Source organism: Haloplanus sp. GDY1 (assembly GCF_023703775.1).
GTDB classification, from domain to species: Archaea; Halobacteriota; Halobacteria; order Halobacteriales; family Haloferacaceae; genus Haloplanus; species Haloplanus halophilus.
Genome location: NZ_CP098514.1, coordinates 1578397 through 1600074 on the forward strand (window position 1 = coordinate 1578397; position 21678 = coordinate 1600074).

Sequence of the window (21678 nt, forward strand, 5' to 3'; positions counted from 1 at the left end):
CACGGATCGTGGTGGGCACACTCGTGAGTGGGTCGTCGTTCGGACGGATCGTCGGTGCAGGGGGGCTCGTGAGTCTCGCCGTCGCGGTGCTCGCCCTCTGGGCCCGGTGGCTCGGCAGCGTGCCGTGGCGCGCACCCACCCTCGCCGCCGCCGCGCCCGCCGGACTGGTCGTCCTCCTCGTCGTCTCGGCCGGGTGGCTCCTCCGGAGCGACCTCGACGGGCCGACCGCCCTCCTGGTCCCCGTCGCCGCCCTCGTCGGCACGGCGACGTTCGGCGGCTTCGCCCGGGCGGTGGTCCTCGGCGTCGTCGTCCCCCCCGACGCCCGGCCGGGGCTGGTCGTGCTGAACTTCGCGGGCGCGGGCGGTGCGGCCGGCGTCGTCGTCGGCCTGTTCGTCGCGAGGCAGTCGACGACGATCCGCGCCCTCCGGAACGCCCGGGACGAGTACCGCGACCTCTTCGACGGCGTCGGCGACACCGTCCTCGTCCACGACACGCGCGGGCGGATCCTCGCCGCCAACGAGGCCGCGCTCGCCCGACTCGACGACGATCCCGCGTCGCTCCGCGGGCGGCCCATCGGCGACGTGGAGGGCGACGCCGAGGCCGGGACTCGCTACGCCGCCGGCGACGACCGCATCGTCTACGAGACGGTCCACGTGACCGCCGACGGCCAGACGACCCCCGTCGAGGTCAGCGCCCGGTTCGTCCGGTATCACGACGCGCCGGCCGTGCTCTCGGTCGCGCGGGACATCAGCGACCGTCGGGCCTCCGAGCGCGAACTGGCCCGGGCGCGCGACCAGCTGCGCGCGCTCAACCGCGTGCTGCGTCACGACATCCGCAACGACATGCAGATCGTCCTCGGTATCGCCGACCTCCTCGACGACCACGTCGACGAGGCGGGGCAGGACTACCTCGACACCATCACCACCACGGGCGAACACGTCGTCGAACTCACCCGGAGTTCCCGGGACCTCGCCCGCACGGTGGCCGGCGAGACGGAACTCCCGCTGGAACCGGTGTCGCTCCCCGAGACGCTCCGGGAGGAACTCGACCGCCGCCGGAACGCGTTCGCGGACGCCACCCTGACCGTGGAGGGCGAGCTTCCGGACGTGAGGGTGCGGGCGAACGACCTCCTCGCCTCCGTGTTCCGGAACCTGCTGAACAACGCCGTCCAGCACAGCGACCGCGACCGTCCCACCGTGACCGTCTCGGCGGACCTCCTGCGGGGCGACCACCGCGTTCGGGTCCGCGTCGCCGACGACGGCCCCGGCATCCCGGCGGACCTAGACGACGTCTTCGGCAAGGGACGGAAAGGAATCGGGAGTACGGGGACGGGACTGGGGCTCTATCTGGTCAGATCGCTCGTCGATCACTACGGCGGGGAGGTGTGGGTCGAGGAGAACGAGCCCCGCGGCACCGTCGTGGTGGTGGAACTCCCCGTCGTGGCGGAGTGATCGGATCCACTCCGCGTGTCGGGTCACTCCACGTCGATGTGGCGCACGTCGTCGTCGGCCTCGACGGGGATGGTCACCGTCAGGACGCCGTTCCGGTAGGTGGCCGAGGCGCCCTCGCCGTCGACGTCGACGGGGAGGTGGATCGTGCGGCGCATCGAGCTGTGGCGGCGCTCGCGGCGTACGTACGCGTCGTCGTCCGACGCGGACTCGCTGTCGGACTCGGCGCGGATCGTCAGGAGGTCGCCGTCGACGGACACCTCGAAGTCCTCCTTCTCGAAGCCCGGGACGTCGGCCGTGACGACGAGTTCGTCGTCGATGTGGGCCACGTCGACGGCGAAGTCGGCGCCGCCGACGGATCGGCCCCACGTGTCGAAGCCCTGGTTCATTCGCTCGAACAGGTCGTCGAAGTCACTGAAGTAGTTGGGTTGCATCGGGTAATTCACCGACACCGAGTACGCTCGGCGAGGGGATAAAGCTAGCAGGACGGGAGCTACCCATACGCACGCGACAGCCACCGATACGCCCAATTACGGCCGTTCAGACCACGTGTCGCGTGTCGTAGGAGCCGAGGCGACGGACCCAGCCGTCGGCGGCGATGTCCTCGACGTCCTCGACGGCCGCCTCGGCGTGGTCCTCGTACAGGCCGGCCTCGAAGTCGATGTGGAACAGGTAGTCGCCGAGGCGGTCGCCGGTCGGCCGGGACTCCACCCGCGAGAGGTTGATGTCCCGGTCGGCGAAGGCCTCCAGCAGTTCGAGCAGGAGGCCGGGGTAGTTGGCGTTGGGGTTGACGATGATCGTCGACTTGCCGCCGGCGTCGGAGCGCTCGTCGGCGGGCGAGATGACGAAAAACCGGGTGGCGTTCGAGCTTCGGTCCTGGATGTCCTCCGCGAGCACCCGGAGGTCGTCGCCCGCGTTGTCGGGGTGGGCGATGGCCGCGACGGCGTCGTCCTCGCGGGCCCGTTCGACGCCGCGAGCCGTGCTGGCGACGGCCTCGAGGGTCACGTCCGGATACTCGGCCTCGAGGAAGGTGCGACACTGGGCGAGCGCCTGGGAGTGACTGGCGACGACGTCGAAGGACTCCGACCGGGCGAGCAGGGCGTGTCGGATGGGGGTGACGACCTCCTCCGTGACGCCGACGTCGTAGTCCGCCAGCGCGTCCAGCGTCTCCGTGACGCTCCCCTCGATGCTGTTCTCGATGGGGACGACGCCGCGGCGGTAGTCGCCGTCGGCCACCGCCTCGACGATGGCCGTCACGGACTCGCTGAACGACACGTCGTCGGCGACCGCCCGCGCGGCACGGTGGGAGTACGTCCCCGCCGGGCCGAGCGTGATGGCTTCCATGGCCCGAGGGTCGCGTGGGGCGGTGAAAAGCGCGTCGGGTCCGCCTCACCGCGAGGCGCAGATGTCGACGAAGTTCCGTAGGATGGTCAGCCCCGTCTCGCCGCTCTTCTCGGGGTGGAACTGCGTCCCGAAGACGGTGCCGTCCTCGCTCGCGACGACCGCTGGGAACCGGCGGCCGTGGTCCGTGGTGGCGACGACGGCCCCGTCGTCGTCGGGGACGGCGTAGTAGGAGTGGACGAAGTAGGCGTACTCGCCGTCGACGGACCCGCCGCGGTCGGAGCCCTCGACGCCCGTGACCAGCGGGTGGTCGCGCTCGACGGACAGGTCGTTCCAGCCCATGTGGGGCACTTTCTGGCCCTCGTCGAACCGGACGTTCCGACCGGGGACGAAATCGAGGCCGACGACTTCGCCCTCGCCCGCGTGGTCGGCCTCCTCGCTCGACGTGAGGAGCATCTGCATGCCGAGACAGATGCCGAAGACGGGCTGCTCGCGGGAAACGGCGTCGGCGAGGGCCTCGCGGTAGGGGCCGGCGTTCTCCATCCCCTCGCGGAACGCGCCGACGCCCGGCAACACGATGCCGTCGGCCGCGGCGAAGTCGTCGGGGTCGTCGGTGATCGTCACGGCCGCGCCGGCGCGTTCGAGGCCACGCGTCGCCGACCGGAGGTTGCCGAGGCCGTAGTCGACGATGACCACGTCCGCCAGCGCCTCCGAGGGGGGTTCCGATAGGCTCATACCCCCACTCCGTGGCGGGGGGGCAAGTGGCTTTTCGTTGCGGTGGCCTCGTCGAACCCCCCGGTCGGAGTTCGGTCGCAGCCGAATTCGCGGCGCGATTCGACCGTCACCGACGGGGACGCGTTCTCGTCCACGGCCACCGGGAAGGGTCCGAGCGAAGACGGCGTTTAGTCGGCTCTCGGCAGCCGGATAACGAAGGCGGCTCCGTCGGACTCGTTGTCTTCGACCCGAACGTCCCCACCGTACTCGTCGACCAGGGTTTGGACGAGATATAATCCGATTCCCGTCCCCGAACTGTCGAGCCCTTTCTCGTCCTTTCCGAAGATCGACTCCTTGCGTTCGTCCGGAATGCCGGGACCGTTGTCTGCGATCCGTATGACCACGTCCTCGTCGCCGACCTCGAAGGAGATCGTGACGACGGGATCGTCCTCGTCGTTGTGCTGGACCGCGTTGTTCAGCAGATTTTTGATCACCGATCCGAGCAGTTCGTTGCCCGCGACGTCCACGTCCGGAATGTCCCCGTCGAGGAGGAACTCCACGTCCGGATACGAGGCACGTCGGAGGTCGAGTTCGTTTTCCACGATCGGGCGCAGGGAGGTGGGCTTGACGGGCAGTGCTTTCTCGCTCGTCAGTTGCTCGACGTAGTCCCTCGCGATCTCCGTGAGTTCGACGACGTGCCGTCCACTCGTGATGATCTTGTCGAGATACTCCCGTTCGCTCCCCTCGGTGTGTTCGTTGAGAATTTCGGCCCATCCCAGCATGATCGTCATATCGTTGCGGATATCGTGCCTGAGGATTCGATTCAACACCTCGAGTTCCCGTTCCCGTCGCTTCTGCGCCGTTATGTCCGTCGAGATCCCGACCACGCACTCCAGGTTCCCCTCGTCGTCCCGAATTGGTACGTGCTGAGTCTTCAACCACCGAACCTCCCCGTCCGGTCGAACGATGCGGGCCTCGTACCGCACTTCCGTCACCCCTTCTTCGGACTGTTCGATCTGAGAGCGAACGTAGTCGCGATCGTCGGGATGGATGGTCTCGATCAGCCGTTCAGGGGCGTCCCGGATCTCGTCGGACGCGATACCCCAGATTTCTTCGAACCCATCACTGATGAATCCGAACTCACCCATATCAGTGGCAATCCAAATCGCGGTCTCGTCGAGGTGATCGATGAGCGTAGAAACCTCTTGGGTTCGGAACTGGGTACTGGGCATACTCGCGAAATCCGTTCTACGCCGTGTAGTACCACCATCCTATTTATTCGATTGGGTACTCGCTCCGTCGAGATGCTCGTGTGGGCGACGCCGCCGGTCCTCCACTGCGGGCACGACAGGCACTCGCGGCAACGTGGCGGTCGGTTCGCGTAAGTAGTCGACGGTCCCCGTGTCAGCGTCGACGATGCCTATCGGTAGTCACCCAGCCGTGACTGCCCGCCCTCGCCGCCGTCCGTCGCGCCCACGAGGTCGGCCGCCTTCGCCACCGCCGCCTCGAACGCTCCGCGCTGACTCCGGTCGTACAGCGTCGCCGCGGGGTGCAGACAGAGCAGGACCCGTCGCGACGCCCCGCCGAGACGGGCGTCGACGACCGATCCCGACTCCGCCGTCACCGCCACGTCCCGGTCGAGCAGTCGCTCGCCGGGCACCTTCCCGAGCGTGACGATCAGGTCGGGGTCGACGAACTCGATCTCGCGCTCCAGAAAGCCGGCGCAGTTGTCGAGTTCCGCGACGTGCGGGTCGCGGTTCTCCGGCGGCCGACACCGGACGCAGTTGGTGATGCGCACGTCGGCCCGCGCGAGGCCGGCGTCGCGGAGGGCGTCGTCCAGGACCGACCCCGAGCGCCCGACGAAGGGTTCGCCCTGCGCGTCCTCGTCGGCGCCGGGCGCCTCCCCGACGAACAGCAGGGCGGCGTCCTCGGGCCCGACCCCGTTGACGATGCGACTCCGCGACTCGACGAGCGCCGGACACCGCTCGCAGGCCGACACGTCGGGGCCGTCGGATTCGACCATGGAAGTGGGCCGCCCGCCGGCGGCTTAAGTGTCCCCGTCGTCGAGGCCGGTGGCCCCGTCGGCGAGTCGTCGGGCGGCCCGCGCGGCCAGTCGCGCCACGCGGAGGGGTTCGGGCCGGCCGCCCTCGGGGGTGAACGCCCGCACCAGGTCGGCGGCCCCGTCGTCGTCGACCCCGACGGCCCGGACGTAGACGTCCTCGCCGTTCACGTCGAGTCGGCGGCGCGACGGGAGCGCGCGGTACGTCCGGAGGCGGCGGTCGAGGGCCTCGCCGGAGAACGCCTCGCGGAGCGCGGGTTCGAGGCCGGGACTGGCCTCGAACGACACCGAGACCACGGGTCGGTCGACGCGGTCGTGAAGCGAACGCAGGTCGAGGAGGTTGAACCACGCGGGCGCGATGCCCGAGAGCAGGAGAGCGCGGACGTCCTCGCGGCCGAGGTCGGCCCAGAGCCGCTCGACGGCGGCGGTGGCGTCGGTGCCGCCGACGGTACACGTTCCGAAGACGAAGCCGTCGGCGACGCGGTCACGCCGTACCACGGCACCGCCCAGGACGCTCCGCTCCCCCTGCGAAAATGATTCGGCGACGCCGAGCGCCCGCGCGCCGGACTTCACTCGTCTTTGATCTCTTTGAGACGGTCGATCAGTTCGTCGTTCGACGCCCCGATTTCGAACTCGACCGACCCCCGGTGGTCGTTCTCGGACGTCTCGACTCCCTCGCTGTCGTCGAGGTCGGCGTCTAACTCCTGGTTCTCCTGTTCGGATTCGTCGTAACTCCCGAAGCCCATACGGGTAGACGTAGCGAACCCACGACCAAAAAAGATTTGCAGGACGGGCGAGACGTTCACCGGCCCGCTTTTGTCGCCGGCGTGGGACGTGGAGGTATGGACGTGATCAACGTCACCGCGGACGCCGAGGAGTTCACGTGTAACGCGTATCTGGTCACGGGGGAGCAGCCGACACTCGTGGACGCGGGGGCGATGCCCGGCGTCGTCGACGTCGTCGCCGACCACGTCGCCGACCTCGACCGGGTGGTCCTCACCCACCAGCACGGCGACCACGTCGGCGAACTGGACGCCGTCCTCGACGCCTTCGACGCGGACCTGTACGCCTACGGCGACCACCCCCGACGGACGCACGCCCTCGCGGACGGCGACGCCGTCGCCGTGGGCGAGGAGACCTTCGAGGCCGTCTACACGCCGGGGCACGCCGACGACCACGTCTCCCTCGTGAGCGAGCACACGCTGTTCAGCGGCGACGTGGTCGTCTACAACGACGGCGCGTTCGACGACGGGAGCTTCGGCCGCACGGACATGGCCGGCCAGTCCCGCGAGCGCCTCATCGAGAGCCTGGAGACGCTACTGGACCGGCTCCCGGAGTCGGTGGCGGCGATGTACGCCGGTCACGGCGATCCGTTCCACGCCGACGGGGAGAGCGTCCGGACGGTCATCGAGCGGGCGCTCGAACGCGCCGAGCGCCGGGAGCCGAAGTACGACTGATCGGTCGGCGACGGGAGAAGGGTCGGCGGTTCAGGCGCTGCGCCGCTCTTTGGCCTTGGGTCGGAGCTTCTTGTACCCGCACTTCCGACAGCTCTCGGCGCGGGCGGCGTTGCGCGCGTTACACCGCATGCAGATCTGTTTCTCGAGCATGCGCCGTTCCGCCTTCTCGAAGGTAGCCATACCTCCCGGTTTTCGGTCGACCGGCATAACGCTTGCGAGTGGGCCCGAACGGGGGTCGACACAACGCAAGCGTTTAGACGGGCGGTGGAGTACGTCGTGATATGGCGAACTGTCCGCTCGCCGACGACTGCCCCAGTTTCTCGGAGCGCATCCAGGGCATGGGGTGCCAGCACTACGGTGACCGCGGGGGCGCCGAGTGGTGCAACCACTACGACATGCCCATCTCCGACCTGAAACAGCAGCCGGTGAAACCCGGCGAGGAACTCGTCGTCGAGGTGACCGACATCCACGAGAGCGGGTCCGGCGTCGGGCGCACCGAGGACGGCTTCATCGTCCTGGTCGACGGAACGCTCCCGCCGGCCAGGGCGCGCGTCCGGATCGACCGTGTGAAGGCCAACCACGCGACGGCCGACGAGGTCGAACGCCTCCCGATGGACCCCGACGAGGAGGAGGACGCGGACGACGACTCGGAACCGACGGAGGAGACGGACGACGACGGGCCGAGTCGCCCCGAGCAACTGGGCAGCCGGGACAACTTCTGGGGCGGATAGGTGCCGGCGGGACGCCGCTCACCGCGTCCCGTCGGCGTCGGTGGCGGACAGCCCGAAGTGTAGCTTTTAGGTGCCGAAGGCATAGGTCGGAGTATGGAAGACGACCCGGACGCGAACGCGCTGCTCGAACGCGCCGGTTTCGACCCCGAGGAGAGCGTGCTGACGCGTCGGCAGGCGGAGGTGTTGGCGCTTCGCGAGCGGAACGTTCGCCAGTCCACCATCGCGGACCTGCTCGGCACGTCGCGTGCGAACGTATCCAGCATCGAATCGAGCGCGCGCGACAACGTCGCGAAGGCCCGCGAAACCGTCGCGTTCGCCGAGGCGCTGACCGCGCCCGTTCGCGTCGAGGTCGACGAGGACACCGACCTCTACAACGTGCCCAAACTCGTCTACGACGCCTGTGACGCCGCCGGCGTCAAGGTGAACCACACGGCGCCCGACCTGATGAAACTCGTCAGCGACGAGGCCGGCGACGCGGTCAAGGGCCGGGAGGTGCAGGCGCCCCTGCTGGTCGGAGTGACCACCGACGGCACCGTCCGGGTCCGGCAGTCGAAGTGATCGCGCGGGAGCGGCCCGTCCCCGCGGCCGATCAGAACTCGCCGCGCGACTCTAGCTCCGCGACCAGGTCGCGGACGCGCTGTGCCTCCTCGGCCGGCACCACGAGCACCCGGTCGTCGTAGGCGACGACCGCGAGGTCCTCGACGCCCACCAGCGACACGTGGACGTCGTCGCCGGCGACGACGTTGTTCCCGGCGTCGACCGACCGCACCGTCGCCTCGCCGGCGACGACCGTTCCGTCCCCGTCGGCCGGCAGCACGCGCCGGAGGGCGTCCCACGACCCGAGGTCGTCCCACTCGACGTCGAGGGGGACGACGGCGACGTTCTCCGCCCGCTCGAACACCGCGTGGTCGACGCTCACGGGGTCGACGGCCTCGAAGCCGGCCTCGGCGTCGCCCCGGTCGAGGGCGGCCACGAGCGGGGACAGCGGTGAGTCGGTCGCGCCCGCCGCCGACAGGAAGGCCGCCGGCGTCCACGCGAAGATGCCGGCGTTCCAGTAGTAGCCCCGTTCGACGTAGCGCTGTGCCGTCTCGGCGTCGGGTTTCTCGTGGAAGGCGGCCACCTCGGCGTACTCGCCCCGGTCGCGGCCGGGTTCGACGTAGCCGTAGCCGGTGTCGGGGCGGTCGGGGTCGACGCCGAACGTCACCAGCGAGTCCGTCGCGGCGGCGACCCGCGCGCCCCGACGGGCCGGCGTCTCGAAGTCGCCCGCGACGTGGTGGTCGCTCGGGAGGGCGAGCACCACGGGGTCGTCGAACCGCTCCGCGATCCGGTGGGTGGCGTAGGTGAGCGCCGGGCCGGTGTCCTTGCCGGCGGGTTCGACGAGCACCGACGCCCCGGGCACGGCCTCGCGGACCGCGTCGGCGAAGGCGGGCCGGGTCGAGACGACCACCTCGTCGGCGAAGTCGGCGCGCGCGACGGTGCGTTCGAGGAGGGTGTCTCCGCCGGTCGCCGGTCGGTGCTCCGGCGACCCCCGTTCGGGAGCCGAGAACGACAGGAACTGTTTGGGCCGGTGGCTCCGGCTCGCGGGGTAGAGCCGGGAGCCGACGCCGCCGGCGAGTACGGCCGCGACGAGCGGTCGATCCATGGGCGTCGTGTGGGCGGCGGGCCGGGAAAAGGGCTCCGGGGGCGTCACCACGTCTCGACGACGCCCTCGCGGACGTCCTCCAGACAGCCCTCGCAGTCGGGGTGGCCGGCCTCGAAACACTCGGGCCGTCCCTCGTCGTCGACGCCGACGGCGCGGCGCTCGGCCTCCCGACGGCAGACGATCCGAACGCGGCCCTCGTCGTCGCGGGGCAGGTCCACCGACGCTTGCCCCTCCCGGTAGGCCTTGCGGGCCTCCGCGTACCGCCGGCCGGCCGAGCGGAAGGTCGTTCGCACGAACCGTTCCAGTCGGTCGTCCATACACGCCCTTGCGGTGGCGGGCTCATAGGAGTTGCCGTGGCGCCCGGCCCGCGGTCCACTTTCACTCCGGTGCCGGAGGTTTTTATACCGTTGCGCACCAACCGACGTGTGCCTCCCCACGAGAACAGACCGGAGGCGAGTGAGACCATGACCGATTTGCATACCCACGCGGAGGACATCGTAGCGCAGTTCTCGGATCACCTCGATCTGAGCGTCGACGAGGTCGAGGAGCGCCTCGACAACCTCGTCAACGAGTACCGGGTTCCGGTGGACGAGGCCCGGCGCAGCGTCGTGAACAGTTACCTCGACGAGGCGGGGCTGGAGCGGGACGCCCTCGGCGGCGGCGGCGGCAACGCCTCCGTCGGCCTCGCCGAAATCGACCAGGACGAACAGTGGCTCGACGTGACCGCCAAGGTGGTCGAACTGTGGGAGCCCCGGAGCGACTCCGTGGCTCAGGTCGGCCTGCTCGGCGACGAGACGGGGACCACCAAGTTCGTCGCCTTCGAGACGTCGGACCTGCCCGCACTGGAGGAGGGGGCGGTCTACCGCCTCGAGAACCTCGTGACCGACGAGTACCAGGGCAACTTCTCGGTGAAGCTCAACCGGACGACGACCATCACCGAAGTCGACGAGGAGATCGAGGTGGGCGACGACGCCGAGACCGTCGAGGGCGCGCTGGTGGACATCCAGAGCGGCAGCGGCCTCATCAAGCGCTGTCCCGAGGCGGACTGCACGCGCGTCCTCCAGAACGGCCGGTGTTCCGAACACGGGAGCGTCGAGGGCGAGTTCGATCTGCGGATCAAGGGCGTCCTCGACGACGGCGAGCAGGTCCACGAGGTGATCTTCGACCGCGAGGCCACCGAATCCCTCACGGGCATGAGCCTGGAAGAGGCGAAGGACATGGCGATGGACGCCCTCGACACGACCGTCGTCGCCGACGAGATGCGCGCGGACACGCTCGGCCGGTACTACCGGGTGAGCGGGCCGCAGTTCGGCCGGTACGTGCTGGTCGACGAGTTCGAGCGACTGACCGATCCGGTCGACGCCGAGGCGGCCCTCATCGAAGCGAGGTCGATCTGACATGAGCCAGGCACCCACCCGCGAAGTCGCGCGCCGCGTCTTCGCCAGCGAGTTCAACGACGCGAGTCACACGTTCAAGGAGTCCGAAGACGAACGCGCGCCCGTCTACCTCCTCCTCCCGACGGGCGAGCGCGCGAACCGCGTGTTCCTCGTCGGCACCCTCACCGAGAAGGAGGACGTCGGCGAGGACGACGAGTACTGGCGGGGTCGCATCGTCGACCCGACGGGGACCTTCTTCGTCTACGCCGGCCAGTACCAGCCCGACGCCGCGTCGACGCTCCGGGAACTCGAACCCCCGGCCTACGTCGCCGTCGTCGGCAAACCCCGCACCTACGAGACGGACGACGGGAGCGTCAACGTCTCCGTCCGCCCGGAGTCGATCACCGCCGTCGACGCCACGACGCGCGACCGCTGGGTGGCCGAGACGGCGACCCGGACGCTCGAACGCGTCGCCGCCTTCGACGACGAGGGCGACGAGTACGCGCGGATGGCCCGCGAGCAGTACGACCTCCCGGTCGAGGACTACCGCGAGATGGCACTCACCGCGCTGGAGGGCCTCGACGAGGGGGACGAACTCGGCGACGGAGAACAGGACGGCGCCGACGTGCCGGCCGAGCACTGATCGTCGGTCGCGCGTCGGCCGCCCGTCGCCCCTCCGTCTGACAAACCGTTAAGTGAGTCGGGGTCCGAAGTCGGGACGACCATGGGCAACAAAAACAAAACCATCTCGTTTCGCGTCAACGAGGACGCGTTCGAGACCCTGCGCGAGATCGCCGAGGAGCGCGACCTGTCGCTCTCGGCGGTGTTTCGCGACTACGTCGACATGCTCGTTGCCCACGACGGCCAGGTTCAGGTCGTCCCCGAGCACGAACTCGAGAGTGGTTCGGGCGACGGCACCAGCTTCCCGCCCAAAGTGGAGGTACCCAAGAGCTTCGTCCGCGAGCACGAACGCCTCGAACTCGAAGCCGAGCACCTCCGGGAGCAGTTAGACGAGCACAAACGCTACGTCAACCACCTGCGGGAGCAGCTGGAGGAGGGCGGCGAGGACGTCATCCAACTCGAGGACCTGGACGGCGGCGAGCGTGACGAACCGTCATTCAGACTAGGCTGACAGGGTCCGACGCGCCTCGCGAGCGCGCTCTTCCATCGCGTCGTCGCCCTCGACGGCCGCCAGCGATTCGACCGCCTCCAGCCGCCGCACCGCCCGGTCCAGGAAGGAGAGGACGTCGCCCGGGTAGGCATACAGCATGTAGTCGTCGCTCATCACGTCGACGATGGCGTCCGGGCCGAGCCCCTGGGCTCGGAGTTCCAGCAGGTACCGGACGAACTGGCGCTCGGGATAGCCGGTGTAGAGGTCGTCGGGGTCCTCGCAGTCGAGGAAGTCGGTCGCGAAATCCAGCAGTCGGTCCCGGGTGGCGTCGTCGAGTTTCGAGAGGCCGTCGCCGCTGTAGAGCACCTCCATCGTCGCCCCCTTGAACGCCCCCTTGGGGATGGACGTATCCAACTGGGAGACGATCTGTCGGTGGTTCTTCAGATAGACCTTGTCGGTGATGGCCACTGGCGACGCGTAGGCGACTGGGAAACTAAAGCGTCCCGACTCGACCGTGTGGCCCCGACACACCCTCGCCCCGAGTCGTAACCTACTTCACTCACAGCGCAGTACCGTAATCCGTGTCCGGGTTGGGGTAGTGGTTATCCTTCAGCCTTGTGGAGGCTGAGACGCGGGTTCGATTCTCGCACCCGGACTTTTTCACGACGGCCGACGGGAGGAGTGGAGAAGCCGGAAGGCGAAATCCAACCACGGGAGGCGAGAGCGCCAGGAGCCTCGCAATCGGGGTCGGTTCTCGCATCCGGACGGCTCGTGACCGTCACGAGAGCGACGGAGACACGACACCACGATTTTTCACCCGTGCGGGAAATCCGGTAGACATGGACGAACGCCGTGCCCTGGTCGCCCTCTTCGGGTTCCTCGTCACCGCCGTCATCGCCTACATCGCGTATCGGTTCGTCGCCGCCCTCACCGTCGCCCTGTTCATCTACTACTCGACGCGACGGTTCTACAGGGCGCTCGGCCGCCTCCACCTTCCGAAACGGGTGCGGGCCGTGACGGTGATACTCCTGCTCGCCGTCCCGCTACTCCTCCTGCTCAGTTACACGCTCGTCCTCCTCGTCACCGAGACGCGCCGGTTCGTCGAGACGTATCCGGTCATCGAGACGGCCGCCGCGAACGTGGCGTGGCTCGAAGGACTCGACGAACTCCCCAGCCTCACCTTCGAGGGCGTCGTCGAGGCCTACCGCGCGGGGCAGTTCGACGCGATTACGGACTTCCTCGTGGAGAACGCCGCCCTCCTGACGAGCGCCATCACGGGCTTTTTCCTCAACCTGTTCATCGTCGTGGTCGTCAGTTACTACCTCCTGATCGACGGCTCGAGGCTCCACGACTGGCTCCGGCGCTTCGACGACGACGCCATCGTCCGCGAGTATCTGGAGGCGGCCGATCGCGAACTCGAAGCCATCCTCTTCGGGAACCTCCTGAACGTCATCGCCATCGCCCTCATCGGCGTCGGGGCGTTCAAGGGGTACAACGCGCTCGTCCCCGCGGCCGTCGAGGTCCCCTATCCGGCGCTTGCCGGCGTCCTCACGGGGGTGGCGAGCCTGATCCCGGTCGTGGGAATGAAGATCGTCTACGTGCCCATCACGGCCGTGATGGCGATCCCGGTCTTCTTCAGCGGCGAGCACTCGCTGCTGGGGTACGTCGCCGGGTTCCTGGTCGTGGCGGTGGTCGTCGTCGACACCATTCCCGACCTGATCCTCCGACCGTATCTCAGCGGCGAGCGAACCCACGTCGGCCTGTTGATGCTCGCGTACATCTTCGGCCCGGTCGTCTTCGGCTTCTACGGCCTCTTTTTCGCCCCCATCGTCCTCGCCCTCGGGGTGACCTTCGCCCACACGGCGCTCCCACGCCTCCTCGGCGGCGAGTCGGCACCCGACTCCGGCCTCCCGGCGGACCAGCGCCGACTCGACGACTTCTGATCCCGACGGATATCGGAGGCACCCTGGCGATGGGGACGTCCGGGGCGTCGCGACGACCGAGCCTCGTGTACCGACTCGGCGGGGTCCGCGCGACCGCTCTCAGCCAGATATATCAGTTCTGAAGCTATTCTCTGTGACGAATGTATCGTCTGGGATCGCCTCGAATCCCACCCCGAGCAGACGGCGAACCGGAGGAACGCGGTGACGAGATTTCCGGACGTATTCGTCGCATATCACCGGTGTATCCGGATAGATCGACGTCGTTCGTCGATATCCGAGATACTCCTGCCACGAACGGGGTTGAAATTCTGATTTCGGAGGAAATATGGAAAATTAAGCATCGTCTCTGAGGGAATACGTCGTCTTTCGAGGTGATCGGACGGATAGAGCCGACCCAGCCGAGCGAAGTCGTTCCCGGCGGATAGAAATATATGCTTTCGATGGTGTTTCGATAATCATACGAAAACAGATATGTTTCGTCGAGCCGCCTCGCCGACTGTCGGTGCGTCACGGCGAGGGGTGGATCCGACGCTCCGTCCCCGACGAGTCGGCAGTCGCGTCCGGTCTTCGGAACGGACGACACGAAAGACGTAACACCTGTAGGCCTGTGATGGGCGACCGATCACCGTCCACGAGGGGTACGGCACCCGCGTTCTCCCGGAACGGTAGTCGTCACCCCGAGATCGGGTCGTGACCGTTCGGCGCGGAAGACGTGAACTGCGTCACGAGTATTGTTCAGTGAAGCCGAACGAATGGTATCGGGACCCGTTCGGACCCGATCCGTGTTCGTCGGTGAATCACACGTGGTACCGCGCAACGATCGAATATCTTCGTGTCTATAGCTCGTGAACGGAAAACGAGCCTCGATAACCAACTACTCTTCTCTTTCTTCAAAGATAGTGAACGTATATGGAAAGATAATGCCGGAGATATAGCTAGGATGAAACGGATGCGGCCGGTTTTCTGTTGTCCTTAATATTCATTAGGAGTGAACGCCTGTCCCACGTGACGATGGGCGTCACGAACCTCTCGGACGACTCAGTTCGGATCGGTGGCCGTTTCGGTGTCTCTAGGGACGTTTCATTCGGACGAGCGTCGATTACGGGTCCACGCTCACGGAGGAGTACCTGCTCGATCGGCTCAGTTCGTTCAGACAGAGTGAACGGGAGAACGGCGTTCGTCCGAGGGGTCGATCCGGACGGCGGCGAGGAGCATCCGTGGTGCCGTCCGCCGGACTCGAGGCCGGGGGAGGCCTACTCTACGTCGACCGTCCCCGTCCGGTCGGGGTGGCCACGGGCGAATCGATCCCCGGTCGAGCTGTTGAACAGGTAGAGCGTCGGCACTTCCGGAAGGATCGTCGCGTGGTCGCCCTCCGGAATCACCTCTTCGACGGGGACGACGGACCGCATCTCTCCCTGCGGCCCTTCGAGGTACATGTGGACCTCGTCACCGAGCGGTTCGTGGAGGTCGACTGTCGTCTGGATCCCCGCGGCGTCCGCATCCGGCACCGCCTCGACTTTCCGCGGCCGGAAGCCGAGTTTGACGTCGTCGGCCGCCTTCTCGGGGAGATACTCGCCGACGTCGAAGGAGAGCGTCGGCCCGTCCTCGACATCGACGACGGCGCGGTCCTCGTCGATGTCGACGACGGAGGCGTCGAGCAGGTTGATCTCCGGCGAGCCGATGAACTGGGCGACGAACGTGTTGTTGGGGACCCGGTAGACGTTCTCCGGGTGTCCCACCTGCTCGATCTGCCCGTCGTTCATCACGGCGATCTTGTCCGACATCGTCATCGCCTCCTCCTGGTCGTGGGTGACGTAGACGATGGTGGCGTTGAGCTCCTTGTGGATCCGGCTGAGCTCCTTGCGCATCTCGCGTTTGAGCTTCGCGTCGAGGTCGCTCATCGGCTCGTCCATCAGGAAGGCGACCGGTTCGCGGACGATGGCACGGCTGATGGCGATGCGCTGCTGTTGCCCGCCGGAGAGCTCCCCCGGATACTTGTCGAGCAGCCCGTCGATCTGGACGATTTCGGCGGCGGTTTCGACCCGTTCGTTCCGCTGCTCGCGGGACATGCCGGCCAGTTTGAGCGGGTATTCGATGTTCTCCCGGGCCGTCATGTGGGGGTACAGCGCGATCCGCTGGAACACCATCGCGAGGTCGCGATCCTGGGGGGAGGTGTCGATGGCCTCCTCGCCCTCCAGGTAGAGGGTACCCTCCGTGGCCGTTTCGAGGCCGGCGATGCAGCGGAGCGTCGTCGTCTTTCCGCACCCACTCGGGCCGACGAGGGTGACGAAGTCGCCCTCCTTGATGTCGAGGTCGACGCCGTCGACCGCCACCTCGATGCCCGAGGGGATGTCGAACTCCTTGCGGAGGCCCTGGAGTGAGATCTGTGTCTTCTCGTCTTGGTACGAACTGCTGTCCGATTCTGTTTTAGCCATTGTTAGAGTCCTCCTGTGCGGAAGCCTTCGAGGATGCTTTCCTGCAACTTGTACACCAACAGGAACGGCGGGATCGACATCAGCGTCGAGGCCGCCATGATCTGCCCCCAGTAGACGTAGTTCTGCTGGACGAACGTCTGGACTGCGGGCGGGAGCGTCTGCATCGAACTGTCCGGGAGCAGGATCGTCGCCATCGTGAAGTCGTTCCAACTAACCGCGAACGTGAAGATGGCGACGGCGACCATCCCGGGTTTCGCCATGGGGATCGCCACGTCCTTGAACGAGTGGAACTGTGACGCCCCGTTCATCCACGCCGCCTCCTCGTACGCGATCGGGACGGTCTGGAAGAACTTCCACATCATCCACATCCCGAACGGCAACGAGATGGCGATGTGGGCGACGCTGATCCCGATGTAACTGTTCAGCAGTCCGATCTGCCGCCAGATCTGGTACTGCGGGAACGCCAGCAGGATCGGCGGGAACATGTAACTGAACAGGATGAGCCGGGCGAAGTTCTTCCGGCCGCGGAACTGAACCCGGGTCAGGCCGTAGCCCGCCAGCGTGGACGCACCCACGGTCGAGACGATGGCGATGATGGCCACGAGAACGCTGTTGAAGTACCAGCGCTCGAAGTTACGGTCCGCGAAGACGCTGATGTACGCGTCGATCTGGAGTGCGGCGATGACCTGCGTCGGGAACCACGTCGGCGTCTGCACGATGTGGTCGTACGGCTGGATGGAGGCCACCAGCATCCAGTACATCGGGAACATCATCACGGCACACGTCAGGATGACGACGAGGTACAGCGCCGCCTTCCTGACCTGCAGGCGCTCCTGATAGGGGAGGATGCCCCCGACGAACGACTGGATCCGGTTCGAGACCCTGTCGGTGAACACCATCAGCGACCCACCTCCTCGGCGGGGTTGAAGCCGACGAAGTAGACGATGGCACCGATGCCGAGGAAGCCGAACAGCGTCCCGGCGATGGCGCCGGCCTGTCCGAGCCGGAAGTTGAGGAACGCCATCTCGAAGATGTAGATCGGAAGCGTCGTCGTCGCCTGCCCCGGACCACCGGTGGTCATGATGTAGATGATGTCGAACTTGTTGAACATCCAGATGCCACGCAGCAGCAGCGTGAGCAGAATGACGCCCTTGATCTGCGGGAACGTGATATCACGGAACTTCCGGAGCGGTCCGGCTCCGTTCATCGTCGCCGCCTCGTAGAACTCGTTGGGGATCGACTGCAGTCGGGCCAGCACCATGATCGTGATGAAGATCGCGAACTTCCAGGAGTTCGCCACGATCAGGGTCGGGAGCGCGATCCGCCCCTCCGTCAGCCAGCCGATTGGCTGATTGATGAGCCCGATGTCGATGAGGAAGACGTTGATGATGCCGTAGTTGCCGTTGAGCATCAGCCGGAACACCATCCCGACCACCACGGTCGGAATGAGGTAGGGCAGGAAGATCATCGCCCGCGCGAGGACGACGCCCCGGAACTCCCGCGAGAGCATCAGCGCCGTCCCGACGCCCACGACGAGCTGGACCGCGACCGAGCCGAAGCCGAAGGACACGCTACGCCAGAACGCGTCCCAGTACGCCGGACTGTTTATGACCTCCACGTAGTTCTGAGTGCCCACCCACGTCCACGTCGGCGAGAGGGCTCCCGCGTCGTAGAGACTGAGATTGAGTGCCCACAGGATCGGCAGGAACGACGCGAAGAGCATCAGCAGCGTGGCTGGACCGACGGTCAACCCGATGAGGGCCTTCTTGTCCTCGAAGAGGGTTTCGAGCAGCCCACCCCAGGATTTTTTCGGTATTCTGAACCAGTTATTAACGGTGTCTTGTAGTGTACTCATGCTTTGTGTGTGTGTGGTTATCGGACACGTGGAGTTGATTGGCTATATGCACAATAAAAATTTATGGTAACGGTTCGGTCACCGTGTGGGAGACAGATGGGGGCCTGCCTCACAGGGCGCCTTGCATCTTCGAGACCGCAGCCTGGATGGCGTCGTCGATGGAGGCGTCCTGGTTGACGTACTGGTACGTCATGTTCCCGAGGCCGAAGGTCGTGAAGGCCGAGGAGGCCTCGTAGTTCGGCGGGTTGGTCTCCGCGGCGATGGGCTGGCCCTTCGGGATCTGGTCGAGGTAGAACTGGAGCTGCTCCTCGGTCATGGACTCGTTGACCAGCGGGATGTCCCACATCGGGTGGGACGGGTCGCGACGGGCCTCGCTCAGCGGCGCGTTGTGCACCGGCGCCATCTGGTAGAACTCCGTGAGGAGGTCGTCGTCCATCATGATCATCGAGACGTACTCCTTGGCGGCCTCCGTCGCCTGGCCACCGGACATGATGCCCCATCCGGAGGGGAACGTGTAGTCGATGGCGTTGTCGGCGTCGGGGTTGTTGGGGTAGGGGCCGGGGGTGACCTCCTTCGCCCAGGAGCGGCCGCGCCTGTGTGCCTGTATCTGCGGGCGCGCACCGCCGTAGAAGCTCTCGCCGACGTCGCCGTTGGCGAAGGCGTCCGTCGTCTCGGTCCAGCTCCAGTTGGCCGTGTCCGCGGAGTACTGGTAGTTGGACTTCAGGGTATCGAGGGCCGTCTGGATCTCCTCGGTGTAGTCGGGGAGGGCGACCTCGATCTCCTCGTTACTGTCGCTCGCCCACTGGGTGGTCCGCGCGCCGTTCGCCCAGATGTGACAGAGCGTCGTGTTGGTCCCGAGGAACGTCGCCCCGGTGGCGATGGCTCCGCCGGCCATGTCGTCCCGTGCCTCGTCGACGGTCTGCATGAACTCGCCCCACTCATCGTAGGTGGTCGGCATCCCGAGAGGGCTGGAGCCCTCGAAGCCGACCTCGTTCGCGACGTCGCCGCGGTACCACCGAACGTTCGGGGCACAGAACGCCGGGAACCACCGGTCAGCGCCGTTGTACTTGATCCGGTACTGGCTCGGGAAGTTGCTCTTGTTCTGGAACTCGTCGACCACGTCGGTGACGTCCGCCAGCAGGTTCTGGGTGACGTACTGACCGACGTTGAACTCCTCGAGGTTGATGACGTCCGGGGGATCGCCCGCCTGGAGCAGCTGGGCGATGCGTTTGTTGTACCCCGTGTCCCACGCGTAGGTGACGTTGACCGACGTCCCGCTCTGTTCCTCGTACTGGCTCGCCGTCTTGTTCCAGAACTCCTTGAACGTCGGCGACTGCTCCATCGAAATGTAGTGGACGGTCTCGCTTGTCGAGGAGCCGCCACCGCTGCTGCCGCCGTCGTCGTTACCTTCACCGCCGCCGCCACCGCCACCGCCACCGCCGCCGCCGCCACCGCCGCCACCGCCGCCGCCGGAACATCCGGCGAGCATCGTGGCGCCGCCTGCGGCCGCGGCTGATACCCCTTTCAGGAAGTCCCGACGCTCGGGATCCTCTTCCTCGGGGCTTGGTTCCGGACTGTTCATCGCGTCGTCTACCGAATCTGGCTGGTCTGTCATGGATATTCTCGCTCGTGTGACTCCCGTTTGTGCCAGGCCTTCACACTTCGGGACAACGATAGGGAGGTTCTTATAAAAATATAACTATTATTTTAGTGTGCGATATATACTGATAAAACGAGACGTATAAAGGACTCGCCGCGCGGGGCGGCGACCTGCCGTCACTTCTCGAGGTCCGCCGGGTTCCCGTCCTCGTCGACCGTGTACGTGTCGCCGTTGAGCACCGCGGGCGAGTGGACGAACATCGCGCGGAACGGCCCGTCGCGGTCCTCGGGGTTCCGCGGGTAGTGGGGCACCCCCGGCGGGATGAACACGAGGTGGTCGTCGGCGTGACAGGGGACGGGGTCGCCGTCGACGACGATCTCGCCCTCGCCGTCGAGTCCGTAGAACGTCTCCCCGCTGTACCGGTGGACGTGCGGCGTGACCGACTCCCCCGGATCGACGGTGATGATCCCCTGATCGAACATCTGGGTGTCGCCCTGATCGACGTTCATCAGGAACTGGATGTCGATGCCCAGACGGTCCCGGACCGCCGGTTCGTCGACGTCGTAGAGGTGATACGGCTGTGAGTGATCCATAGCTCCGACCCCCGGTTACGGACGCAGGAAGTTAATAACTAGTTAATTTCCGCGTCTCACAGGTAGAAATTCCATCCGTCACCCGGGCCGATCACTGGAGTCGGAGCCAGCAGAGACACACCGTGCTGACGAGGAAAAACGGAAGGAGGGCGGCGAACGCGAGTTCGTAGTCGAACGCCTGGGCGACCGACCCGATGTACGTCGGCCCCAGGCTTCCGAGGAAGATGAGCAGCGTCCGGGCACCCCCGTAGTCGCCGCCCATGCTCGCGTCGGGAAAGAGGCCCATGAGATACGCGTTGACGACGGGCGGGAAGCCGGTGATCCCCACCGCGAGCAGCCCCAGGCCGGCCACGAGCGGGACGGTCGACTGCGCGACGAACAGGACGAGCAGCCCCGCCATCCCGAGCAGCGCCGCGCCGATCGCGACCGTGAGGTGTCGCATTCGGTCCCCGAGATAGCCCGCCACGATCCGCACGACCGCGCCCACCAGGAAGAACCCGATGAAGGCGTTGTTCGCGAACGTCTGCGAGTAGCCCTTTCCGAACCGGAGAAACGCCGGGAGAAAGCCCAGGATCCCCTGAAAGATGAAGCTGTACATGACGTAGGCCACGATGGCCCAGCGGACCAGGGGGTTCCCCAGGATCCGCGCGACGGTCTCCCGGAGGTTCAGTTCGCACGCGCCGAGGTCGAGGTCGTAGTCGCCCCGGTGTCCGACGTGCAGCGTCGCGGCGACGAGGACGAGGACGGCGACGACCGGCGCGAACGAGACGTGCCACGTCGTCGGCACCGTGATACCGGCGAAGCGCCACGTCGCCACCGCGAGGACGAGGGTCGCGAGCGCGCCGGAGAGCGACGTCCCCACGTCGATGGCGGACGTGTAGAGGCCGAACGCCTGCCCCCGCCGCGCCTCGAACAGGTCCGCGAGCTGTGCGTACGAGGACGGGGTGAACAGCCCCGCACCGAGACCCATCACCACGAGTCCGAACACGAACCCGACGTACGTCGTGACCCCCGTGAGGATCACGAAGCCGGTCGACAGGATCGCTATCGAGCCCACCAGCACCGTCTTGTACGACAGCTGATCAGACAGCAGCCCCCCGGGATACTGCGTGATGGCGATGGACGCCCACATGACGGTGAGCGCGATCCCCGCCTCCGAGGACGTGATGCCCAGCGTCTCGATGATGGCGGGCAGGAGCGGCCCGAAGATGTTTCGCCCGACGAAGGCGGCGACCGTTCCCGCGAGGATCAACAGCAGGATCCGCCCGGGATAGCCCGTCAGGAGCGGTTCGGTGGTGGCGTCCGCGTTCGTGGCCGAGTGCTCTGTCATTCTTGATGGCGTCGTGGGTGGTGGTATCGGGGCGAGCGGTGCG

25 protein-coding genes and 1 tRNA gene are annotated in these 21678 nt (G+C 66.8%); 9 read left to right on the top strand and 17 right to left on the bottom strand.

Annotation, left to right across the window (positions count from 1 at the left end; genetic code table 11):
• Nucleotides 1-8: 8 nt before the first annotated feature.
• Complete coding sequence (locus NBT67_RS08400) at nt 9-1451, top strand: ATP-binding protein (RefSeq protein WP_251341267.1); 1443 nt, start codon at nt 9-11, stop codon at nt 1449-1451.
• Nucleotides 1452-1474: 23 nt separating this feature from the next.
• On the opposite strand, the gene NBT67_RS08405 is transcribed toward NBT67_RS08400, so the two are convergent.
• From NBT67_RS08405 to NBT67_RS08435, 7 genes are all read right to left on the bottom strand, one after another.
• The gene (locus tag NBT67_RS08405) at nt 1475-1882 is read right to left on the bottom strand and encodes an Hsp20/alpha crystallin family protein (RefSeq protein WP_251341268.1); all 408 of its coding nucleotides are present in this window, start codon (nt 1880-1882) and stop codon (nt 1475-1477) included.
• A gap of 106 nt (nt 1883-1988) precedes the next feature.
• Nucleotides 1989-2792, bottom strand: a complete 804-nt coding sequence (pheA, locus tag NBT67_RS08410) for a prephenate dehydratase (RefSeq protein WP_251341269.1) — start codon at nt 2790-2792, stop codon at nt 1989-1991.
• 45 nt (nt 2793-2837) lie between these two features.
• Nucleotides 2838-3524 (bottom strand): imidazole glycerol phosphate synthase subunit HisH, encoded by a 687-nt coding sequence (gene hisH / locus NBT67_RS08415; RefSeq protein WP_251341270.1) that lies wholly within the window; start codon nt 3522-3524, stop codon nt 2838-2840.
• 167 nt (nt 3525-3691) lie between these two features.
• A complete protein-coding gene (locus NBT67_RS08420; protein ID WP_256474622.1) occupies nt 3692-4735 on the bottom strand; it encodes an ATP-binding protein in 1044 nt (347 codons plus the stop codon).
• A gap of 188 nt (nt 4736-4923) precedes the next feature.
• Nucleotides 4924-5526: a uracil-DNA glycosylase gene (locus NBT67_RS08425; protein WP_251341272.1), complete on the bottom strand. Its 603-nt coding sequence runs from the start codon at nt 5524-5526 to the stop codon at nt 4924-4926.
• Nucleotides 5527-5550: 24 nt separating this feature from the next.
• Nucleotides 5551-6135 (bottom strand): endonuclease dU, encoded by a 585-nt coding sequence (locus NBT67_RS08430; protein ID WP_251341273.1) that lies wholly within the window; start codon nt 6133-6135, stop codon nt 5551-5553.
• On the bottom strand, nt 6132-6308 hold the full coding sequence (locus tag NBT67_RS08435; protein ID WP_251341274.1) for a DUF5786 family protein: 177 nt from the start codon (nt 6306-6308) through the stop codon (nt 6132-6134). The genes NBT67_RS08430 and NBT67_RS08435 overlap by 4 nt, the downstream gene beginning before the upstream one ends.
• Nucleotides 6309-6404: 96 nt before the next feature.
• Between NBT67_RS08435 and NBT67_RS08440 the strand changes: the two genes are divergently transcribed.
• Nucleotides 6405-7019, top strand: a complete 615-nt coding sequence (locus NBT67_RS08440; RefSeq protein ID WP_251341275.1) for an MBL fold metallo-hydrolase — start codon at nt 6405-6407, stop codon at nt 7017-7019.
• A gap of 30 nt (nt 7020-7049) precedes the next feature.
• Here the strand turns inward: NBT67_RS08440 and NBT67_RS08445 are convergent, their stop codons facing one another.
• Nucleotides 7050-7199 carry a 50S ribosomal protein L40e gene (locus tag NBT67_RS08445; protein ID WP_251341276.1) on the bottom strand — a complete coding sequence of 50 codons (150 nt, stop codon included), beginning with the start codon at nt 7197-7199 and terminating at the stop codon, nt 7050-7052.
• Between the two features lie 101 nt (nt 7200-7300).
• Between NBT67_RS08445 and NBT67_RS08450 the strand changes: the two genes are divergently transcribed.
• Together NBT67_RS08450 and NBT67_RS08455 are read left to right on the top strand one after the other, a co-directional pair.
• Nucleotides 7301-7750, top strand: a complete 450-nt coding sequence (locus NBT67_RS08450) for a TRAM domain-containing protein (protein ID WP_251341277.1) — start codon at nt 7301-7303, stop codon at nt 7748-7750.
• A 93-nt stretch (nt 7751-7843) separates the two neighbouring features.
• Nucleotides 7844-8308 carry a Tfx family DNA-binding protein gene (locus tag NBT67_RS08455; protein ID WP_251341278.1) on the top strand — a complete coding sequence of 155 codons (465 nt, stop codon included), beginning with the start codon at nt 7844-7846 and terminating at the stop codon, nt 8306-8308.
• A gap of 31 nt (nt 8309-8339) precedes the next feature.
• Here NBT67_RS08455 and NBT67_RS08460 read toward each other — a convergent pair whose 3' ends face one another.
• Nucleotides 8340-9392 (bottom strand): mannose-1-phosphate guanylyltransferase, encoded by a 1053-nt coding sequence (locus NBT67_RS08460; protein WP_251341279.1) that lies wholly within the window; start codon nt 9390-9392, stop codon nt 8340-8342.
• Nucleotides 9393-9436: 44 nt separating this feature from the next.
• Nucleotides 9437-9709: a DUF7091 family protein gene (locus tag NBT67_RS08465; protein WP_251341280.1), complete on the bottom strand. Its 273-nt coding sequence runs from the start codon at nt 9707-9709 to the stop codon at nt 9437-9439.
• Nucleotides 9710-9856: 147 nt separating this feature from the next.
• Between NBT67_RS08465 and NBT67_RS08470 the strand changes: the two genes are divergently transcribed.
• The 3 genes from NBT67_RS08470 to NBT67_RS08480 all read left to right on the top strand — a co-directional run bounded on the left by NBT67_RS08470 (nt 9857) and on the right by NBT67_RS08480 (nt 11900).
• Nucleotides 9857-10789: a replication factor A gene (locus NBT67_RS08470; protein WP_251341281.1), complete on the top strand. Its 933-nt coding sequence runs from the start codon at nt 9857-9859 to the stop codon at nt 10787-10789.
• A gap of 1 nt (nt 10790) precedes the next feature.
• On the top strand, nt 10791-11411 hold the full coding sequence (locus NBT67_RS08475; protein ID WP_251341282.1) for an RPA family protein: 621 nt from the start codon (nt 10791-10793) through the stop codon (nt 11409-11411).
• Nucleotides 11412-11492: 81 nt separating this feature from the next.
• Entirely contained in the window at nt 11493-11900 is a 408-nt protein-coding gene (locus NBT67_RS08480) for a DUF8146 domain-containing protein (RefSeq protein WP_251329670.1), read from the top strand.
• Here the strand turns inward: NBT67_RS08480 and NBT67_RS08485 are convergent.
• On the bottom strand, nt 11892-12347 hold the full coding sequence (locus tag NBT67_RS08485) for a DUF5814 domain-containing protein (protein ID WP_251341283.1): 456 nt from the start codon (nt 12345-12347) through the stop codon (nt 11892-11894). The genes NBT67_RS08480 and NBT67_RS08485 overlap by 9 nt on opposite strands.
• A 116-nt stretch (nt 12348-12463) precedes the next feature.
• Here NBT67_RS08485 and NBT67_RS08490 point away from each other — a divergent pair.
• Both NBT67_RS08490 and NBT67_RS08495 read left to right on the top strand, forming a co-directional pair.
• Nucleotides 12464-12535: transfer RNA gene (locus tag NBT67_RS08490), tRNA-His, on the top strand.
• A 183-nt stretch (nt 12536-12718) separates the two neighbouring features.
• A complete protein-coding gene (locus NBT67_RS08495; RefSeq protein WP_251341284.1) occupies nt 12719-13822 on the top strand; it encodes an AI-2E family transporter in 1104 nt (367 codons plus the stop codon).
• Nucleotides 13823-15075: 1253 nt separating this feature from the next.
• Here the strand turns inward: NBT67_RS08495 and NBT67_RS08500 are convergent.
• The 6 genes from NBT67_RS08500 to NBT67_RS08525 form a co-directional block, all read right to left on the bottom strand.
• A complete protein-coding gene (locus NBT67_RS08500) occupies nt 15076-16257 on the bottom strand; it encodes an ABC transporter ATP-binding protein (protein ID WP_251341285.1) in 1182 nt (393 codons plus the stop codon).
• A 2-nt stretch (nt 16258-16259) separates the two neighbouring features.
• The gene (locus NBT67_RS08505; RefSeq protein ID WP_251341286.1) at nt 16260-17156 is read right to left on the bottom strand and encodes a carbohydrate ABC transporter permease; all 897 of its coding nucleotides are present in this window, start codon (nt 17154-17156) and stop codon (nt 16260-16262) included.
• On the bottom strand, nt 17156-18112 hold the full coding sequence (locus NBT67_RS08510) for a carbohydrate ABC transporter permease (RefSeq protein ID WP_251341287.1): 957 nt from the start codon (nt 18110-18112) through the stop codon (nt 17156-17158). The genes NBT67_RS08505 and NBT67_RS08510 overlap by 1 nt, the downstream gene beginning before the upstream one ends.
• A gap of 109 nt (nt 18113-18221) precedes the next feature.
• Nucleotides 18222-19727 (bottom strand): ABC transporter substrate-binding protein, encoded by a 1506-nt coding sequence (locus NBT67_RS08515; RefSeq protein WP_251341288.1) that lies wholly within the window; start codon nt 19725-19727, stop codon nt 18222-18224.
• A 161-nt stretch (nt 19728-19888) separates the two neighbouring features.
• Nucleotides 19889-20305 carry a cupin domain-containing protein gene (locus NBT67_RS08520; protein ID WP_251341289.1) on the bottom strand — a complete coding sequence of 139 codons (417 nt, stop codon included), beginning with the start codon at nt 20303-20305 and terminating at the stop codon, nt 19889-19891.
• Between the two features lie 91 nt (nt 20306-20396).
• Nucleotides 20397-21635: an MFS transporter gene (locus NBT67_RS08525; protein ID WP_251341290.1), complete on the bottom strand. Its 1239-nt coding sequence runs from the start codon at nt 21633-21635 to the stop codon at nt 20397-20399.
• Between the last annotated feature and the right edge of the window lie 43 nt (nt 21636-21678).

What these genes read in the sequence shown, in the direction of transcription:
- NBT67_RS08465 (WP_251341280.1), bottom strand. Translation starts at nt 9,709, where the DNA reads ATGGACGACCGACTGGAACGGTTCGTGCGAACGACCTTCCGCTCGGCC.
- NBT67_RS08510 (WP_251341287.1), bottom strand. Translation starts at nt 18,112, where the DNA reads ATGAGTACACTACAAGACACCGTTAATAACTGGTTCAGAATACCGAAA.
- NBT67_RS08470 (WP_251341281.1), top strand. Translation starts at nt 9,857, where the DNA reads ATGACCGATTTGCATACCCACGCGGAGGACATCGTAGCGCAGTTCTCG.
- NBT67_RS08500 (WP_251341285.1), bottom strand. Translation starts at nt 16,257, where the DNA reads ATGGCTAAAACAGAATCGGACAGCAGTTCGTACCAAGACGAGAAGACA.
- NBT67_RS08505 (WP_251341286.1), bottom strand. Translation starts at nt 17,156, where the DNA reads ATGGTGTTCACCGACAGGGTCTCGAACCGGATCCAGTCGTTCGTCGGG.
- hisH (WP_251341270.1), bottom strand. Translation starts at nt 3,524, where the DNA reads ATGAGCCTATCGGAACCCCCCTCGGAGGCGCTGGCGGACGTGGTCATC.
- NBT67_RS08435 (WP_251341274.1), bottom strand. Translation starts at nt 6,308, where the DNA reads ATGGGCTTCGGGAGTTACGACGAATCCGAACAGGAGAACCAGGAGTTA.
- NBT67_RS08450 (WP_251341277.1), top strand. Translation starts at nt 7,301, where the DNA reads ATGGCGAACTGTCCGCTCGCCGACGACTGCCCCAGTTTCTCGGAGCGC.
- NBT67_RS08480 (WP_251329670.1), top strand. Translation starts at nt 11,493, where the DNA reads ATGGGCAACAAAAACAAAACCATCTCGTTTCGCGTCAACGAGGACGCG.
- NBT67_RS08525 (WP_251341290.1), bottom strand. Translation starts at nt 21,635, where the DNA reads ATGACAGAGCACTCGGCCACGAACGCGGACGCCACCACCGAACCGCTC.
- NBT67_RS08405 (WP_251341268.1), bottom strand. Translation starts at nt 1,882, where the DNA reads ATGCAACCCAACTACTTCAGTGACTTCGACGACCTGTTCGAGCGAATG.
- NBT67_RS08425 (WP_251341272.1), bottom strand. Translation starts at nt 5,526, where the DNA reads ATGGTCGAATCCGACGGCCCCGACGTGTCGGCCTGCGAGCGGTGTCCG.
- NBT67_RS08440 (WP_251341275.1), top strand. Translation starts at nt 6,405, where the DNA reads ATGGACGTGATCAACGTCACCGCGGACGCCGAGGAGTTCACGTGTAAC.
- pheA (WP_251341269.1), bottom strand. Translation starts at nt 2,792, where the DNA reads ATGGAAGCCATCACGCTCGGCCCGGCGGGGACGTACTCCCACCGTGCC.
- NBT67_RS08445 (WP_251341276.1), bottom strand. Translation starts at nt 7,199, where the DNA reads ATGGCTACCTTCGAGAAGGCGGAACGGCGCATGCTCGAGAAACAGATC.
- NBT67_RS08495 (WP_251341284.1), top strand. Translation starts at nt 12,719, where the DNA reads ATGGACGAACGCCGTGCCCTGGTCGCCCTCTTCGGGTTCCTCGTCACC.
- NBT67_RS08420 (WP_256474622.1), bottom strand. Translation starts at nt 4,735, where the DNA reads ATGCCCAGTACCCAGTTCCGAACCCAAGAGGTTTCTACGCTCATCGAT.
- NBT67_RS08515 (WP_251341288.1), bottom strand. Translation starts at nt 19,727, where the DNA reads ATGACAGACCAGCCAGATTCGGTAGACGACGCGATGAACAGTCCGGAA.
- NBT67_RS08455 (WP_251341278.1), top strand. Translation starts at nt 7,844, where the DNA reads ATGGAAGACGACCCGGACGCGAACGCGCTGCTCGAACGCGCCGGTTTC.
- NBT67_RS08520 (WP_251341289.1), bottom strand. Translation starts at nt 20,305, where the DNA reads ATGGATCACTCACAGCCGTATCACCTCTACGACGTCGACGAACCGGCG.
- NBT67_RS08475 (WP_251341282.1), top strand. Translation starts at nt 10,791, where the DNA reads ATGAGCCAGGCACCCACCCGCGAAGTCGCGCGCCGCGTCTTCGCCAGC.
- NBT67_RS08460 (WP_251341279.1), bottom strand. Translation starts at nt 9,392, where the DNA reads ATGGATCGACCGCTCGTCGCGGCCGTACTCGCCGGCGGCGTCGGCTCC.